Raw genomic sequence first — 15,479 nt, 5'->3', positions numbered from 1 at the left:
AGCAGGCGCAAAATCGCACAGAATCGGCACTTTTCATGCGACTTTGCGCCTACTCGCGCCGGTGAGGAATCCGTGGCAGCCGGGGCAGCGCCACCCGGAAACGCAAAACTCCTCTTGCGAGAATATTATTCTCGCGCTGACCCCGACGACGACGAAGGAGTGCCATGCCGAAGGGCTACGTCATCTTGACCGAGGAGATCAAAGACCCGGAGGGCATGAAGGCCTACGGCCGGGCCGCGGGTGCGGCGATGGGCAACGTCACGGTCCTGGCCGTCGACGCCAATCCCCAACTGCTGGAGGGCAGCTGGCATGGTCACCAGACCGTGGTCCTGGAGTTCGACTCCGTGCAGGACGCCCAAGCCTGGTACGACTCCGACGCCTATCGCGCCGCGCGCGAACTACGGCACGCCTCGGCGTACACCAACGCGGTGATCGTGGCCGGCTTTCCGGGCCGGTAGTAGCTCACCAGGTGTGGGCGCGGCCGAGCTCGGCGTACCACTCGATGAGGTCGGGGTTGTCGACCGAGCGCGGGTCGAGCGACACGTCGCTGTGTCCGGCCATGATCGCGGTGACCGGCACCTCGAGCTTCTTGCCGGTGCGGGTGTGCGGGATACCGGGCGCGGCGATGACGTCGTCGGGGACATGGCGCGGCGAGAGCCTGGTGCGGACGGTCGAGCGGATGGCGCCGACGAGTTCGTCGTCGAGTTCCCGGCCGTCGGCCAGGGTGACGAACAGCGGCATCCAGTACGCGCCGTCGGGCCCGTCGACGCCGAGGACGAAGGCTTCGGTGACGGCATCGAGGGCTTCGACGACTTCGTAGATGTCGGCCGAGCCCATCCGGATGCCGTGCCGGTTCAACGTCGCGTCGCTGCGGCCGTGGATGATCAGTGAACCGTGGTCGGTGACGGTCACCCAGTCGCCGTGCCGCCATACGTTGTGTGCGACGCCGTCGGCCCAATGGTGGTCGAAATATGCGGCCCGATACCGTGATCCGTCGTCGTCGTTCCAGAAGCCGACGGGCATGGACGGCATCGGGGTGGTGATCACCATCTCGCCCACCTCGCCGATCAGTTGCTCGCGTGTGGGCGACCAGCTGTGCAGGCCCACGCCGAGGTAACGGGTGGTCAGCTCGCCTGCGATCACCGGCAGTCCTGCCGTGCCGCCGGCGAAGGCGGTGACCACGTCGGTGCCACCACTGATCGACGACACCGCGATGTGCTCGCCCACCTCGTCGTGCACCCAGTCGAAAAGATCTGCGGGCAGCGGTGATCCGGTGCTGCCGATGGTGACCAGCCGACTCAGGTCGTGTGCGGCGCCGGGATGCAACCCGGCCTTGCGGCAGGCGAGCAGATGGCCGGGGCTCGTCCCGAAGTAGCTGACCGCCTCGTCCTCGAGGATCTGCCACAGCCGGTCGGCGTCGGGATACAGCGGGTGGCCGCTGTAGCAGACGACGGTGGAGCCGCAGAGCAGCCCCGCGATCCGGAAGTTCCACATCATCCAGCTCAACGCGGTGTGCCAGAAGAAGATGTCGTCGGGACCCAGGTCTGCATGCAGGGCAACAACTTTGAGGTGTTCGAGGACCACCCCGCCGTGGCCGTGGACGATGCCCTTGGGTCGGCCGGTGGTCCCGGAACTGAACAGCACCCACAGCGGATGGTCGAACGGTACCGGTGTCACCTCGGGATCGACGGGCTCGGCGACCAGATCGCGATACGCATCGCTGTCGAGTAGAACCAGGTGCGCGCCCTCGAGCAGGTCCAGCAGTTCGGCGGTGTCGGAACGCTTGTCGATCCAGCGGCCGTTGAGCCGGTACCCGTCAGTGCTGAACAACACCTTGGGCTTCAGTTGCGCCAGCCGTGACGCGGCGCCCTGCGGCGCGTAGTCCTGACCGCACGCCGACCACACCGCACCGATCGCTGCAGTTGCCAGGAAGGCGATCATCGCCTCGGCCACATCGGGAAGGTATCCGGCGACGGTGTCGCCCTGGCCGACGCCACGACGGCGCAGTTCGGCCGCCACGGCGCCGACGCGGCCGGCCAACTCGGCCCAGTCGATCGTGGTGCGGCTGCCGTCCTCGTCGATGCCGACGATGGCCGCTCCGGTGCGAGACGGCGTGTGCCTCAGGATCTGGTCGACATAGTTGAGGGTCACGCCGGGGAACCAGTGGGCGCCGGGCATGCTCGCGTCGGCCAGCACGCCTGCTTCGCCGGGCTGGGGGGCGTTGGTCGCGCGAACGTCGAAGTGCTCCCAGACGGCGCGCCAGAACTGGGCCGGGTGATCCACCGACCATTGCCACAGCGCCGGGTAGTCCCCGGCGGGTGCGCCGTGGCGCGCGGCGGTGGTGGCGGCGAACTCTTTCCACTGCGGTTCGGTGCCCGTGGGCCCGTCGGTGCGCGGCACTACTCTCCTCTCGTCGCCTCTACCAGTGGATTTGGCCGAGCCTGCACACGGCTTGCCCAAAACGGTATTGGCATTCTCCTAAACTGCAAGTACGGTATCCAGACGATGGACTACCAATCCCATACATCGTCGGGAATCCCGCTGCAGCCGGTGTACGGACCGGCCGACCGTTCCGGCGATCCTCCCGTGCCAGGCGAGTTCCCCTTCACCCGGGGCAACTTCTCGAGCGGCTACCGCGGGCGCTTGTGGACATTCCGCCAGTATTCCGGTTTCGGCACCGCCGAGGAATCGAACCGGCGCTACCGCTACCTGCTTGACCAGGGCGGAACGGGTCTGTCCGTGGCGCTGGATCTGCCCACGCAGTGCGGCTATGACTCCGACGATCCGGAGTACGGCGAGGAGGTCGGCCGGGTCGGTGTCGCCGTGGACACCTTGGCCGATGCCGAGATCCTGTTCGACAGCATCCCGCTGGATCAGATCAGCACCAGCTTCACCATCAACGGCACCGCCGCCATTCTGCTGGCCTTCTATGTCGCGGCCGCGGAGAAGAAGGGTGTGCCGCGCGAGAAGCTGACCGGCACCATCCAGAACGACATCCTCAAGGAGTATGCCTCGCGTGGCACCTGGATCTGGCCGCCGGAGCCCTCGCTGCGGCTGATCGCCGACACGATCGAGTTCTGCGCCGCCGAGGTGCCGCGGTTCAATGCGATCTCGGTGGCCGGCGCGCACTTCCGCGATGCCGGCGCCAACGCCGTCCAGGAGATGTCCTTCACCCTGGCCGACGGTGTCACCTACTGCGACACCGTGGTGCAGCGGGGGCGCATGACCATCGACCAGTTCGCGCCGCAGATCTCGTTCTTCTTCTACACCCACGGCGACTTCTTCGAGGAGATCGCCAAATACCGCGCGGGACGGCGCCGTTGGGCCACGATCGTGCGCGAGCGGTATGGCGCCAAGACCGAGAAGGCGGCGATGTTCCGCTTCGGCTGTGTCTCCGGCGGGGCCTCGCTGTACGCCCCGCAGGCGCAGAACAACCTGGTCCGGGTTGCCTATGAGGCGTTGGCCTCGGTGCTCGGCGGCGTGCAGTCGATGTTCACCGCGGCCTGGGACGAGCCGTTCGCGCTACCCAGTGAGGAGTCCGCGACATTGGCGCTGCGCACCCAGCAGATCCTCGCCTACGAGACCGGGGTGACCCGGGTAGCCGACCCGCTCGGCGGCTCCTACTTCGTCGAGGCGCTCACCGATGCCACCGAGGAACGCATCATCGAGATCATGGCCGACCTCGAGCAGCACGGCGGCATGGTGCGCGCCATCGAGGACGGCTACCTGCAGGGGCTGATCGCCGACGAGGCCTACAAGATTCACCAGGAGGTCGAGGCAGGCGAGCGTCCGGTGGTCGGGGTGAACAAGTTCGTCACCGACGAGGCTGCGCCGGACATCGACACCTACGAACTCGACGCCGAGGGCCGAGACCTGCAACTCAAGCGCCTCGCGCAGGTCAAGGCCGAGCGTGACCCGGCAGCGGTGCAGGCCGCACTGGCCGCGCTGTCGCGGGGAGCCGAAGGAGATGAGAATTTGATGCACCGGCTGATCGACTGCGCGAACGCCTACTGCACCGTGGGCGAGATGGTGTCGGCACTCAAAGCAGTGTGGGGCGAGTTCCAGCAACCGGTGGTGTTCTGATGAGCGCACGCGTTCTCGTCGCCAAACCCGGCCTCGACGGGCACGACCGCGGCGCCAAGATCGTGGCGCGGGCCCTGCGTGATGCGGGGTTCGAGGTGATCTACACCGGCATCCGGCAGCGCATCGAGGACATCGTCTCGATCGCACTGCAGGAGGACGTCGCAGTCGTGGGCCTGTCCATCCTGTCCGGCGCGCATATCGCGCTGACCAAGCGGACCGTCGACGCGCTGCGCGAGGCCGACGCGGGGGATATCGCCGTCATCGTCGGCGGGACGATTCCGCAGAGCGACGTGCCGAAGCTGGCCGAAGTCGGTGCCGCCGCGGTGTTTCCGACCGGGACGTCGCTGGACGACCTGGTTCGCGACGTGCGGGCGCTGACCGAGAAGGCCGGAGAATCCGTATGAGACTCGGTGTGATGATCGGCGCCGAGCGCGGCGACATGGCCCGCAAGGTCAAGAAGTTCATCGAGGACATCGAGTGGGCCGAGGCCGCCGGCTTCGATACGGCCTGGATGCCGCAGGTGCCCAACGACTTCGACGCGCTGACCATGGTGTCGCTGATGGGCAACCGGACCAGCCGGATCGAACTGGGCACCGCCGTCGTGCCACTGCAGGCCCAGCACCCGGTCGCGCTGGCTCGTCAGGCGCTGTCGGTGCATGCCGGTGCCGGCGGTCGGCTGGCACTGGGTGTAGGGCCCTCGCACCACTGGATCGTCAACGACATGCTGGGCATCCCCTACGAGAAGCCCGCCGCCTACACCCGCGACTACCTCGAGGTGCTCAACACCGCGCTGGCCGGCCCCGGTGACGTCGACGTCGAGAACGACACCTTCAACGTGCACAATCCGACTGTGCTGGGAGCGGATTCGCCGATGCCCGTGCTGGTGGCCGCATTGGGCCCGGTGATGCTGCGGATCGCCGGCGAACTGACCGACGGCACGGTGCTGTGGATGGCCGACGAGCGGGCGATCGGCGACCACATCGCCCCGCGGATCAACAAGGCCGCCGAGAACGCCGGGCGCAAGGCTCCGCGCATCGTCGCCGGTATCCCGGTGTGCCTGTGCGCCAACTCGGAGATCGACGCTGCCAAGGCGCGGGCCAACCGCATCCTGGCCGAGGCCGAGACGTCACCGAACTATCAGAAGCTGCTCGATCGCGGCGAGGCACGCGACGTCGGCGACCTGACCGCGGCCGGTGACGAGGATGCCATCCTGGCGCGGTTTCGGTCCTTCGCCGACGCCGGTGTGACGGACCTGTCGGTGCGGCTGTTGCCGATCGGCGAGACCCGTGACGAGCTGATTGCCTCGAAATACCGCACCCGTGAGGTGATTTCGCAGCTGGCCGCCGAGATCCGATGACTCCGCCCAATCCCCGGGTCGCTTCGCTCCTGCCCGCCGCACCATTGGAGGGCATCCGCATCGTCGAGGTCGGCAGCATGCTGGCCGGACCGTACGCCACCATGATGCTCGCCGATCTCGGCGCCGAGATCATCAAGGTCGAGGCGCCCGGCGGTGAGATCTCCCGCCAGGTGGGGGACAGTTATTTCGCCAGCCTCAACCGCAACAAGCGCAGCATCTGTCTGGACCTCAGTTCCGAAGCCGGACAACGACGTCTGGGTGAGCTCGTCGCGGATTCGCATGCCCTGCTGGCCAACATGAAGCCTTCGGTGATCACGAAGCTCGGCCTCACCTACGAGGCGCTGCGCCGGCACAACGAACGCATCGTCTGCGTGGCGATCACCGGATTCGGGCTCGATGGCGGCGACTACCCGGCCTTCGACTACGTCATCCAGGCCGCGACCGGGGTGGCGGCGATGACCGGCGATCCCGACGGCCCACCCGTGCTGCCGGGCTACTCGTCGGTCGACAACTCCACCGCGCTGACCGCCGCGCTGGGCTTGCTCGCCATGATCGTCTCCGGCCGGGGCGGTCAGGTCGAGGTGTCGCTGCGCGACGTGATGCTCTCCCAGCTGAACTACAAGGCGGCGGCCTACCTCAACGACGGCGTCCACCCGCGCCGCCATCCGTTCGGGGCGCACTCGTTCTATGTTCCCGCCCAACTGTTTCCGACCGCCGAGGGCTATCTGGCGTTGTTCATCACCCATGACGGGTTCTGGAAGTCGTTCGCCGCCGAGGCGGGTATCGAGGGATTCCCGACGATGGCGCAGCGATCGGCCCGGCGCGACGAGGTCTTGGACATCGTCACCAGCGCACTGGCCGGCGACAGCGCGGCGGGATGGGAGGCGCGGCTTCGGCCGCTCGGTATCCCTGCGGCGGCGGTCCGCTCGTTGCCGGAGGCGCTCGACGCCACCCCGGAGGCCGTCGTCTCCGCGGGTGACTACCGGCTGGTCGCCAGCCCGGTCAAGGTGTCCGGGTATCGACCCGCCTACCGCCCGCCGCCGGCACTCGACGAGTTCAGCGCCGATCAATCGTCGTAGTCGATGACCACCGACGTCTCGGGGACGCCCTGGCAGGTCAGCACCAGCCCGTCGGCCACTTCGCTGTCGTCGAGCACGTCGTTGACCCGCATCGTCACCCGGCCTTCGGTCACCGTTGCGATGCAGGTTCCGCAGTTGCCCGCTTCGCAGCTGTACGGCGGCGCGAGGCCGCCGCGGCGGGCGCATTCCAGCAGCGTCTCGCCCGCGGTCACCGGCAGTGTCACGGTGGCGCCGTTGAGCCTGATCGTCGCCGTAGTGCCGAGGGTGCTGTCAGAGGGATCAGACACCGCGCTCCGGGTTCCGCTGTCCGACGTCATCTACCTGATCTCCTCCCGTGGCGCATTGTCATTCTACCCAGACGAGAATACAGTTCTCTACTGGCGATAGCATGTTCTCGTTTCCGATATCTCGATGGAGTGGCACCGAACCATGTGCGAGTGGACCGCACCATGACCGACGCGACGGTACTGGCGTTCGAGGACCGCACGTACACACGGTCCCAGCTCGACGCCGAATCTGCCGGTCTGGCCGGGACTCTGGCCCGCCGAGGTGTCCGAGCCGGCGACCGGGTCGCGGTGATGTCGTCGAATCGCCCGGAGTTCGTCGTCGCCGTTGCGGCGATCTGGCGGCTGGGAGCTGCCGCGGTGTTGATCAGCCCGGCCTGGAAGGCCGCCGAGGTCGGCCATGCGCTGGCGGTGACCGCAGCCGGCCACGCAGTGGGTGACAACCCGGTACTCGCTGATCTGATGCCGATGGTGCACCTTGACGACCCGGTCATCGCGGCCCGGGCGCAGCCTGCGACGCCCGATCCCGACTCCGACGCGGTGCTGGTCTTCAGCTCGGGCACCACCGGCATGCCCAAGGCGGTCCGCCACACCCACCGCTCGCTGTCCGCCGCTGTCGGACACTGGCGCACCGCCCTGGGGATGACGGCGGGCGACCGCATGCAGATCGTCACCCCGCCGTCGCACATCCTCGGCCTGCTCAACATCCTGACCGTCCTCGACGCCGGGGCCTGGATGCGTCTACATCGACGGTTCGACGTCGAGACGGTGTTGCGGCATATCGCCGAGGACCGGATCACCATCGAGATGGCGGTGGCCCCCATCGCGCTGGCGATCGCCTCGCGCCCGGACCTGCAGAGCTACGACCTGTCCTCGCTGCGCTACATCATGTGGTGCGCCACCCCGGTCACCCGCAGCGTCGCTGACGAGGTGACCGCCAGGACCGGCGTCGGCTGGATCTCGGCATACGGCACCAGTGAGGTCCCGGTGATCGCCTGCTGCCCACTCGGCCGGGCGCGGCTGGACACCGTCGGGCAGCCCGTCCCTGGCGTCGACGTCCGCATCGCGGACTCCGGTGAAATCGAGGTCCGCTCGGAATCGGCTATGGCGGGCTATCTTCCGGACAGCGAGACAGCCGCAGTGCTGCGCGACGGCTGGTACCGCACCGGCGATATCGGCCACCTCGACAACGGTTGGCTGCGGATCACCGACCGGCTCAAGGAGATGGTCAAGGTACGCGGCTTCCAGGTCGCGCCCGCCGAGGTCGAGGCGGTGCTGCACGGCCATCCCGCGGTCCGGGACTGCGCGGTGTTCGGCGTCGCCGACGGACTCGACGGCGAGGCGGTGATCGCCGCCGTAGCCACCGCGCAACCGGTGACCGCCGAGGAGCTGACGGCCCTGGTCGCCGAACGGCTGGCCTCCTACAAGCGCCCCCGCGACATCGTGTTTGTGCCCGAAATCCCGCGCCTGCCCTCAGGTAAGGCGCTGCGGCGAATTCTGAAGGAGCAGTATGGACGTTCGTCTCACCGATGAGCAGCAGCAGCTGCGTGACGCCGCGGCCAAGCTGGCCGACGACCTCGGTCCCGGCTCGGTCGCCGACCTCGACGACGAGATCCGGCGGGCGCGGCTGGACAAGACCGTCGAGTCCACCGGCTGGCGTTCGCTGCGCAGCGACGGGGCTTCCGGCGTCGAGGTGGCGATCGTGGCCGAGGAGTTCGCCCGCGGTCTGGTCGACGTCCCGTATCTCGGGCCGGTCCTGGCCGACGACCTGCACCGGGTGCTCGGCCGTGTGCCGCGGCAGGCCGAGACGCAGGGTCACAGCGTCGATCTGACCGGAAGTCTCTCCGGGGTAATCGAATTGCCGCCCGAGCTCGCCGAACTCGGTGATGAGGATGCCGACCGCTGGTACGCGCTGGCGCTGGCGGTGACGTCGGCGGAGTTGGTGGGCGCCTCGCGGGGTGCGCTCACCGTGGCCACCGAGTACGCCAAGGTTCGCGAGCAGTACGGCGCGGCGATCGGCTCCTATCAGGCGGTGGCACACCTGCTCGCCGAGGGCCTGGCGCTCATCGAGGGCTCGGTCAGCGTGCTGCGGCATGCGGCCTGGGCGGTCGATGAGTTACCGGCCGCCCATGCGGTCGAAGCAGGCCGGGTGGCCAAAATCTATTGTGCCCGGGCCGCGTTGACGGTGTGCGAGACGTCGATCCAGGTCCATGGCGGTATCGGCAATACCTGGGAATGCCTGGCGCACGTATACCTGCGCCGGGTGCTGGTCGCCACCGAGACGTGGCCAGTCAAGCTGAAGGAGCTGACCATTGGACTTTCGTGACTCGCCGGACGAGGCGGCCTTCCGGGACCGGTTGCGCGGCTGGCTGACCGAACAGAAGGGCAAGTTTCCGACCTCGGGTGACGCCTACTGGGCCAAAGCGGGGGAGTGGCATCAGGCTCTCTACGCGGCCGGCTTCTTCGGCACATCGTGGCCCACCAAGTATGGCGGACAAGACCTTGCGCCGGTGTTCGACGTCATCGTCGACGAGGAGATCGCCAAAGCCGGGGCGCCTGCCCGGCCCAGCCTCGGTTACCTCGTGGTGGGACTGAGCGCGCACGGCAGCGAGGAACTGCGCGAGCGGTTCCTGCCCGGGATGATCAACGGCACGCAGCGCTGGTGCCAGGGGTTCTCCGAGCCGGGTGCCGGCTCCGACCTGGCCTCGCTGACCACCACCGCGACACTCGACGGCGACGACTACGTCATCAACGGCCACAAGGTCTGGACCAGTTACTCCGATGTCGCCGACTGGTGTCTGGTGCTGGCCCGGACCGACAAGAATGTGGCCAAGCACAAGGGCATCTCGGCGTTCATCGTCTCGATGCATCAGCCGGGCATCGTCCAGCGGCCGCTGAAGATGATCAGCGGTGTGACCAAGGAGTTCGGTCAGGTCGAGTTCGACGGTGCCCGGGTGCCGGCCTCGCAGATGGTGGGCGAACCCGGCAGCGGCTGGAAGCTGGCGATGACGGTGGTCAGCCACGAGCGCGAGCCCTCGACCCTGGGCTTCTCCGCACGTTACGGAAAACTTGTGCGGCAGTTGGCCACCCGCGTCGAGGGTGACGTGCCTGACGAACTGTCCTGGGCATGGGTGCAGACCGAGATGCTGCGGCTGCACGTGCGCAGGCGCCTCTCCGAGCAGCTCGACGGGCTCACGCACGGCCCGGACGGCTCACTGGACAAGCTGCTGATGACCTGGACGGAGCAGGCCGTCGGTCATGCCGCACTGGCCACCGTCGGCACCGGCGACGAGGAGTTGCTCGGGGCCTACCTCTACAGCCGCGCGCAGAGCGTCATGGGCGGCACATCGCAGATTCAGAAGAACATCATTGCCGGACGCATCCTGGGATTGGGGAACTAGCTCATGTACGACATGCCCGACGAAATCGAGGTCACGGCCGACGGCCCGCTGCGCATCATCACGCTGAACCGGCCCGAGGAGCTCAACGCCGTCAACGATCCACTGCATGTGGGGCTGGCCAAGGTCTGGGAGGCGCTCAACGAGGATGCCTCCGTGCGCGCCGCCGTCATCACCGGTGCCGGGCGGGCGTTCTCGGCGGGCGGCGATTTCAACTACCTCGACGAGCTCCGCAAGGATGAAGCGTTGCGGCAGAAGACGATCAAGCACGGCCGGGACCTGGTGATCGGCATGCTCCGCTGCCGGGTCCCGGTGATCGCGGCCGTCAACGGACCGGCCGTCGGGTTGGGTTGCAGCCTGGCCGCGCTGTCCGACGTCGTCTATATCGCCGAGACGGCGTTCTTCGCCGACCCGCACGTGCAGATCGGCTTGGTCGCTGCCGACGGGGGCCCGCTGGTGTGGGGCTCGCAGATCAGCCTGCTGCAGGCCAAGGAGTTCGCGTTGACCGGTGTGCGCATCAAGGCGCAGCGCGCCGTCGAGCTTGGCCTGGCGAATCATGTTGTGGCCGAGCCGCTGCCCGAGGCGATCGCGTGCGCGAAGAAGCTCATCGAACTGCCCCAACAGGCCGTCGAGGCCACCAAGCGGCTGATGAACATCCAGCTGGAGAAGGCGGTGATGGCCTCGCTGGACTACGCCAACCTCGCCGAGTACGTCTCGTTCGGCACCGCCGACTTCAACCGGATCGTCGACGGATTGATCGCCAAGAAGTAGGCCCGCGCGGCTTACTTCGGCGGGAAGCGCAGTGCGCCGTCGAGCCGGATCGTCTCACCGTTGAGGTAGTCGTTCTCGGCGATCGACAGCGCCAGGCGCCCGTACTCGTCGGAGCGGCCCATCCGCTTGGGGAACGGGACCTGCGGGCCCCAGTAGGCCTCCAGCTGGTCGGCGGCTGTGCCGTAGGCCGGGGTGTTGATGGTGCCCGGCGCAATCGACATCACCCGGATGCCTAGGGGCGAAAGATCCCGCGCGGCAACCAGAGTCATCGACACCACGCCACCTTTGGCGGCCGCGTACGGCAGCTGGCCGATCTGCCCCTCGAACGCTGCGATCGACGCGGTGTTGATGATCACGCCGCGCGCGCCGTTCTCATCGGGCTCCTGGCGCGCGATGGCGGCCGCGGTGTGCCGCATGACGTTGAACACCGCGGTCAGGTAGAAGGTGATGGTCTTGGTGAATGCCTCGAGTTCCATCGGCGAGCCGTCCTTGCCCACCAGCCGTCCGCCACCGGCCGGGCCGCCGTGGGTGTCCACCGAGATGCGGAACGGCCCAAGGGCTTCGGCCGCGGCGATCGCGGCGTTCACGGCGTCGTCGTCGGTGACGTCGGTACGCACATAGGGGATACCGAGTTCGGCGGCGAGTTCCGTGCCCTTCTCGTCGGCGAGGTCGGCGATGACGACCTTGGCTCCGGCCCCGTGCAGGCGGCGCACGGTCGCCTCACCCAGACCGCCCGCACCGCCGAAGACGACCGCGGAGCTGCCACTGATCTGCATAGTGATTTCCCTTCTTGCAACTAATACTCTCTATCAGAGAGAATAGTATTCTCATGACGCCGCGATCGGTCAACCGACTAGGAGAACCCGTAGCGTTGCCTGTCATGGAGGTCGCCGAGCTGATCGCCGCTGCCCGCGCCGGGAACACCCGCGCCGTGGGCCGGCTGCTGAGCATGGTCGAAAGCAGCCGCCGCGACGAGGTGCTCGCCGAAGTCGGCTCGGTGGCGCTACCGGTGATCGGGGTGACGGGACCGCCGGGGGCGGGCAAGTCGACGACGATCGCGGTGCTTGTCGCGGCATATCGTGAACGGGGACAACGGGTTGCGGTGTTGGCAGTCGACCCGTCCTCGCCGTACAGCGGTGGTGCATTGCTGGGTGACCGCATTCGGATGGCGGCCCACATCAATGATCCCGGCGTCCTGATCCGCTCGGTGGCCGCGCGTGGGCATCTGGGCGGGTTGGCTGCGGCGGTACCGGCCGCCATCCGTCTGCTCGGCGCGCTGGCCTACGACGTGGTCCTAGTGGAGACGGTCGGAGTCGGCCAGTCCGAGATCGAGGTGGCCGCGCTCGCCGACCCGACCATCGTGATCCTCAACCCCGGGGCGGGTGACGCCGTTCAGGCGGCCAAGGCCGGACTGCTCGAGGTCGCCGATCTGGTGGTGGTGAACAAGGCGGACCGCGAGGGCGCCGCCCAGACCGTGCGCGACCTCAAATTCGAAACCCACGTTCCGGTGCTGACCCTGATCGCGTCCCGGGGCGAGGGAGTTCAGGACCTGGTCGAGGCGATCGAGGCGCACGGGCGGGCCGACACTCCGGCCCGGCGCGCTGCCCGGGCCCGCGCTCAGGTGCTGTCGCTGGCGCAAAGCCGATTGCAGGCCCATCCGGCGCTGGACGATCTTGCCCAGGCGGTCGCCGACGGTCGCTGCGATGCGTACAGCGCCGCGGAGACGCTCATCGCGAAGTAGTTCGGAAATCGGCTATCGCGGAGCGCGAATCACGTTCTCGGCTCAGTGCTTGGCGAACCCTTGCGAGCAGAATGCCCACACTTCGTCACCGTTGATCGGGCTGTGATTGTTGTCGTCGTCGGGCACACCGCTGGACTGGGCGATGAACATGATGGTCTGCATCGTCATCGCCGCGAGCCGCTTGGGGTTGGCGTCGGCGCGCAGTTCGCCTGCCGCGCCCGCTTCTTCCATGAGCTCGGTGAACAGCGCGACCAGCGGCGCATGGGCGCCCTTGACCTCGGTGGGGTGGGAGATCAGGAGCTGCGGTGCGAAGTCGGTGAACAACGGCCGGCGGGCGGTCGGGTCGGGCCGGGAGAGTTCGAAGAGCAGCGTGACCGCCACTTTCAGGCGCTGCAGCGGGTCTTTCTGGGCCGACGTGGCGGCGCGGATCTGATCGGCGGCACGGCTGAGCGCGTCTTCGAACAGGGCCAGGAGCAGCTCATGCTTCCCGTCGAACTGCAGGTAGAAGCTGCGCAACGATTGCCGGGACCGATCCACCACCTCTTGGACGGTGAAGTCGGTGCTGCCCTTCTCGGTGATGATGGCCTGGGCGGCGTCGAGGAACCGCTGCACACGCTGGCCGGCGCGCACCTTGGCGGTCCTGATCGACCGTTCGACGGCGCGCTGCTTCCAGGCGGGTTCTTCGCTCGGGCTGTTCACTGCGGGGCTCGAAACGAGCTAGCGCGGGCGGTTCGGGTGTACCTCACGGTAAGTAGAGTACTACTCTCAGCCGCGAGAATTACGTTCTCAATGCCAGATCTGGCGAAATTGTTACTGCGCGGTGAGTCTAACCGGCAATGAGGCCTCGCAGGTCATGACGTGCGTCACAAGTTCGCCAGTCGCGGCGCATGCCGGGATGCCCGGACTGCGGCCCCCGCCTGCCTGGTCAGGTCCCGCGCCGAGCCCAGCAGGCCGTCGAGAAGCATGACCCGTTTCACGTGCCGGTGCAGGTCGTGCTCGGCGGTGAACCCGATCCCGCCCATCACCTGCTGGCAGTGCCTGGCCGCGGTGAGTGCCGCCTGCCCGGCCGCGGCTTTGGCCAACAGGCAGCCGAGGTCGTCGTCGGCCGCCCGCAGTGTCGCCTCGGCGCCGTCGACGGCAACCAGCGTCTCGGCCAACCGGTGCCGCACCGCCTGGAAGGATGCGATCGGCCTGCCGAACTGGACCCGGTCGACCGCGTGCTGGCGGGCCAGCGTCAGCATGGCGCGGGCCGAACCTGCCAGCCACCACCCCAGCGCAACTCGCCCCGCCGCCATCGGCACGGCGTCGCCGTCGGCCACGGCGCGCACCGGAAGCTCGCCGTCGATGGACCGGCCGCCCTCGCCCGTCCGCTCCCACAGCACCCAGCGGTCACCGGTGAACGGAAGCGGCACGGCACCGCCGCCGGGCTCTCCTGCGGCGTGCAGCACGACGTCGTTGAGGACACCGGCGTGAGTTCCCGTCTCACCGAGCAGGCGGAACACCAGAGCAGTTGCCTCGGCGGGGACCTCGGCGAGCATGTCGAGCCAGCCGAGTTCGGCTAGGGCGCCCTCGACGTTCGGCCGTCCGGCATCGGCCGCGGCGGTCATGGTCTTGTGCAGAGTGTCGGCAAGCATGCCGAGGTCGCCGTCGTCCACGTATCACTCCTTCCCGAGGTCCAGAAGCCGGCGGGCGATGATATTGCGCTGGATCTCGGCGGTACCGCCGTAGATCGTCGCTGAACGGCTGTAGAGAAACTCTGGGCGCCAAGGGCTTTCGTCGAGCTCCACGACGCCGGGCAGCAGATCGCGCGCGGTGTCGTAGAGGCGCTGTTCGGCGCCGGCCAGCAGCACCTTGTCCACCGAGGTCTCGGGCCCGAGCTTGGCTCCCTCGGCAAAACGCCGCTGGGTCTCCGCCGACTTGCACCGCACGGTGTGCAACGCCAGGTAGGCCGCTCCGATCTCGGAGTCCGGGGCGTCGGGCGCTTGGGCCACCAGGCGGTCGAGGCGGGTGTACAGGTAGGCGATGCGCTGCCAGAAACAGGTTGAGCGCTCGAACGGCAGCAGGTCATTGGCCAGTTGCCAGCCATCGCCCGGGTTGCCCAGCATGCGCTCACCCGGTACGACGACGTCGTCGAAGTACACCTCGCAGAATTCGTCGACGCCGTGCATCGTGCGCAGCGGGCGCACCGTGACGCCGGGGGAGTCCAGGTCGACGAAGAACGCCGTGATGCCCTGGTGCTTGGGGGTATCGGGCGTCCCGGTGCGGGTCAGCAGCACGCAGCGTTTGGAGAACTGCGCGAAGCTTGTCCATACCTTCTGGCCGTTGATCACCCAGTCATCGCCGTCGCGGACGGCCCTGGTGGTCAGCGACGCCAGGTCGCTGCCGGACCCCGGTTCGGAGAACCCCTGGCACCAGTGTTCCTCGCCGCGCAGGTACCGCGGCACCATCTCCGCCGCCAGTTCGGGTCGGGCGTAGGAGATCAGCGTGGGCACAAGGACTTCCATCATCGAGTACGGGCCGGGTTCGGCGAGGTTGCGGCCGAGGATCTCCTCGGCCACCACCAGGCGCATCACGGCCGTGCCGCCGAGGCCGCCGACCTCGGCGGGCCAGCCGTACCGCATCCAGCCCGCGTCGTAGAGCTCCCGCCGCACCCGGCTCATCTGGTCGATGTGTCCGGCCAGCGAATGGTCCGCTCCGGGAGTGAGGTCATGCTCGGCGAGCCAGCCCTGCAGTGCGGCGCGGAATTCGCGGACCGCCATGGGGGAT

Annotated in this window: 16 protein-coding genes; 10 read left to right on the top strand and 6 right to left on the bottom strand. The window is 68.0% G+C overall.

The genetic code is table 11. The features are described 5' to 3' along the window. Positions 1–164 precede the first annotated feature (164 nt). Positions 165–458: a DUF1330 domain-containing protein gene (locus OG976_RS05535; RefSeq protein ID WP_328358972.1), complete on the top strand. Its 294-nt coding sequence runs from the start codon at positions 165–167 to the stop codon at positions 456–458. A 4-nt stretch (positions 459–462) separates the two neighbouring features. Here OG976_RS05535 and OG976_RS05530 read toward each other — a convergent pair whose 3' ends face one another. Further along, positions 463–2,400: an acetoacetate--CoA ligase gene (locus tag OG976_RS05530; RefSeq protein ID WP_328358969.1), complete on the bottom strand. Its 1,938-nt coding sequence runs from the start codon at positions 2,398–2,400 to the stop codon at positions 463–465. A gap of 105 nt (positions 2,401–2,505) precedes the next feature. Between OG976_RS05530 and OG976_RS05525 the strand changes: the two genes are divergently transcribed. Genes OG976_RS05525 through OG976_RS05510 form a run of 4 tightly spaced genes read left to right on the top strand, consistent with a single transcriptional unit; the run spans position 2,506 to position 6,519 of the window. Continuing rightward, positions 2,506–4,083, top strand: a complete 1,578-nt coding sequence (locus OG976_RS05525) for a methylmalonyl-CoA mutase family protein (protein ID WP_328358966.1) — start codon at positions 2,506–2,508, stop codon at positions 4,081–4,083. After that, positions 4,083–4,487 (top strand): cobalamin B12-binding domain-containing protein, encoded by a 405-nt coding sequence (locus OG976_RS05520; RefSeq protein WP_328358963.1) that lies wholly within the window; start codon positions 4,083–4,085, stop codon positions 4,485–4,487. Before OG976_RS05525 ends, OG976_RS05520 begins: the two co-directional genes overlap by 1 nt. Continuing rightward, positions 4,484–5,440 (top strand): LLM class F420-dependent oxidoreductase, encoded by a 957-nt coding sequence (locus OG976_RS05515; protein ID WP_328358961.1) that lies wholly within the window; start codon positions 4,484–4,486, stop codon positions 5,438–5,440. The genes OG976_RS05520 and OG976_RS05515 overlap by 4 nt, the downstream gene beginning before the upstream one ends. Beyond that, positions 5,437–6,519, top strand: coding sequence for a CaiB/BaiF CoA transferase family protein (locus OG976_RS05510; protein ID WP_328358958.1), 1,083 nt, complete (start codon positions 5,437–5,439; stop codon positions 6,517–6,519). Before OG976_RS05515 ends, OG976_RS05510 begins: the two co-directional genes overlap by 4 nt. Here the strand turns inward: OG976_RS05510 and OG976_RS05505 are convergent. Continuing rightward, positions 6,507–6,836, bottom strand: a complete 330-nt coding sequence (locus OG976_RS05505) for a 2Fe-2S iron-sulfur cluster-binding protein (RefSeq protein ID WP_328358955.1) — start codon at positions 6,834–6,836, stop codon at positions 6,507–6,509. The genes OG976_RS05510 and OG976_RS05505 overlap by 13 nt on opposite strands. Positions 6,837–6,968: 132 nt before the next feature. On the opposite strand from OG976_RS05505, the gene OG976_RS05500 reads away from it, so the two are divergent. The 4 genes from OG976_RS05500 to OG976_RS05485 are packed head-to-tail and all read left to right on the top strand — an operon-like array spanning position 6,969 to position 10,972. Beyond that, positions 6,969–8,336 carry a class I adenylate-forming enzyme family protein gene (locus OG976_RS05500; RefSeq protein ID WP_328363186.1) on the top strand — a complete coding sequence of 456 codons (1,368 nt, stop codon included), beginning with the start codon at positions 6,969–6,971 and terminating at the stop codon, positions 8,334–8,336. Further along, positions 8,314–9,129 carry an acyl-CoA dehydrogenase family protein gene (locus tag OG976_RS05495; RefSeq protein ID WP_328358951.1) on the top strand — a complete coding sequence of 272 codons (816 nt, stop codon included), beginning with the start codon at positions 8,314–8,316 and terminating at the stop codon, positions 9,127–9,129. Before OG976_RS05500 ends, OG976_RS05495 begins: the two co-directional genes overlap by 23 nt. Further along, a complete protein-coding gene (locus OG976_RS05490; protein ID WP_328358948.1) occupies positions 9,116–10,204 on the top strand; it encodes an acyl-CoA dehydrogenase family protein in 1,089 nt (362 codons plus the stop codon). Before OG976_RS05495 ends, OG976_RS05490 begins: the two co-directional genes overlap by 14 nt. A gap of 3 nt (positions 10,205–10,207) precedes the next feature. Then, a complete protein-coding gene (locus OG976_RS05485) occupies positions 10,208–10,972 on the top strand; it encodes an enoyl-CoA hydratase/isomerase family protein (RefSeq protein ID WP_328358945.1) in 765 nt (254 codons plus the stop codon). A gap of 11 nt (positions 10,973–10,983) precedes the next feature. On the opposite strand, the gene OG976_RS05480 is transcribed toward OG976_RS05485, so the two are convergent. Beyond that, on the bottom strand, positions 10,984–11,748 hold the full coding sequence (locus OG976_RS05480) for an SDR family oxidoreductase (RefSeq protein ID WP_328358942.1): 765 nt from the start codon (positions 11,746–11,748) through the stop codon (positions 10,984–10,986). A 104-nt stretch (positions 11,749–11,852) separates the two neighbouring features. Here OG976_RS05480 and meaB point away from each other — a divergent pair, with 104 nt between their 5' ends. Continuing rightward, entirely contained in the window at positions 11,853–12,713 is an 861-nt protein-coding gene (meaB, locus tag OG976_RS05475; protein WP_328358939.1) for a methylmalonyl Co-A mutase-associated GTPase MeaB, read from the top strand. Between the two features lie 42 nt (positions 12,714–12,755). On the opposite strand, the gene OG976_RS05470 is transcribed toward meaB, so the two are convergent. From OG976_RS05470 to OG976_RS05460, 3 genes are all read right to left on the bottom strand, one after another. After that, complete coding sequence (locus OG976_RS05470; RefSeq protein ID WP_328358937.1) at positions 12,756–13,412, bottom strand: TetR/AcrR family transcriptional regulator; 657 nt, start codon at positions 13,410–13,412, stop codon at positions 12,756–12,758. Positions 13,413–13,576: 164 nt separating this feature from the next. Further along, complete coding sequence (locus OG976_RS05465; RefSeq protein ID WP_328363184.1) at positions 13,577–14,347, bottom strand: acyl-CoA dehydrogenase family protein; 771 nt, start codon at positions 14,345–14,347, stop codon at positions 13,577–13,579. A gap of 24 nt (positions 14,348–14,371) precedes the next feature. Next, a complete protein-coding gene (locus tag OG976_RS05460; protein WP_328363182.1) occupies positions 14,372–15,472 on the bottom strand; it encodes an acyl-CoA dehydrogenase family protein in 1,101 nt (366 codons plus the stop codon). Positions 15,473–15,479: the final 7 nt, after the last annotated feature.

Source organism: Mycobacterium sp. NBC_00419, from assembly GCF_036023875.1.
Classification (GTDB): Bacteria; Actinomycetota; Actinomycetes; order Mycobacteriales; family Mycobacteriaceae; genus Mycobacterium.
The sequence above is the reverse complement of the archived record's forward strand: the minus strand, read 5'-3'. Positions and strand labels throughout refer to the sequence as shown.

Coding starts and splice junctions, on each gene's coding strand:
- OG976_RS05535 (WP_328358972.1), top strand. CDS start 165: ATGCCGAAGGGCTACGTCATCTTGACCGAGGAGATCAAAGACCCGGAG.
- OG976_RS05525 (WP_328358966.1), top strand. CDS start 2,506: ATGGACTACCAATCCCATACATCGTCGGGAATCCCGCTGCAGCCGGTG.
- OG976_RS05520 (WP_328358963.1), top strand. CDS start 4,083: ATGAGCGCACGCGTTCTCGTCGCCAAACCCGGCCTCGACGGGCACGAC.
- OG976_RS05515 (WP_328358961.1), top strand. CDS start 4,484: ATGAGACTCGGTGTGATGATCGGCGCCGAGCGCGGCGACATGGCCCGC.
- OG976_RS05510 (WP_328358958.1), top strand. CDS start 5,437: ATGACTCCGCCCAATCCCCGGGTCGCTTCGCTCCTGCCCGCCGCACCA.
- OG976_RS05505 (WP_328358955.1), bottom strand. CDS start 6,836: ATGACGTCGGACAGCGGAACCCGGAGCGCGGTGTCTGATCCCTCTGAC.
- OG976_RS05500 (WP_328363186.1), top strand. CDS start 6,969: ATGACCGACGCGACGGTACTGGCGTTCGAGGACCGCACGTACACACGG.
- OG976_RS05495 (WP_328358951.1), top strand. CDS start 8,314: ATGGACGTTCGTCTCACCGATGAGCAGCAGCAGCTGCGTGACGCCGCG.
- OG976_RS05485 (WP_328358945.1), top strand. CDS start 10,208: ATGTACGACATGCCCGACGAAATCGAGGTCACGGCCGACGGCCCGCTG.
- OG976_RS05480 (WP_328358942.1), bottom strand. CDS start 11,748: ATGCAGATCAGTGGCAGCTCCGCGGTCGTCTTCGGCGGTGCGGGCGGT.
- meaB (WP_328358939.1), top strand. CDS start 11,853: ATGGAGGTCGCCGAGCTGATCGCCGCTGCCCGCGCCGGGAACACCCGC.
- OG976_RS05465 (WP_328363184.1), bottom strand. CDS start 14,347: ATGCTTGCCGACACTCTGCACAAGACCATGACCGCCGCGGCCGATGCC.
- OG976_RS05460 (WP_328363182.1), bottom strand. CDS start 15,472: ATGGCGGTCCGCGAATTCCGCGCCGCACTGCAGGGCTGGCTCGCCGAG.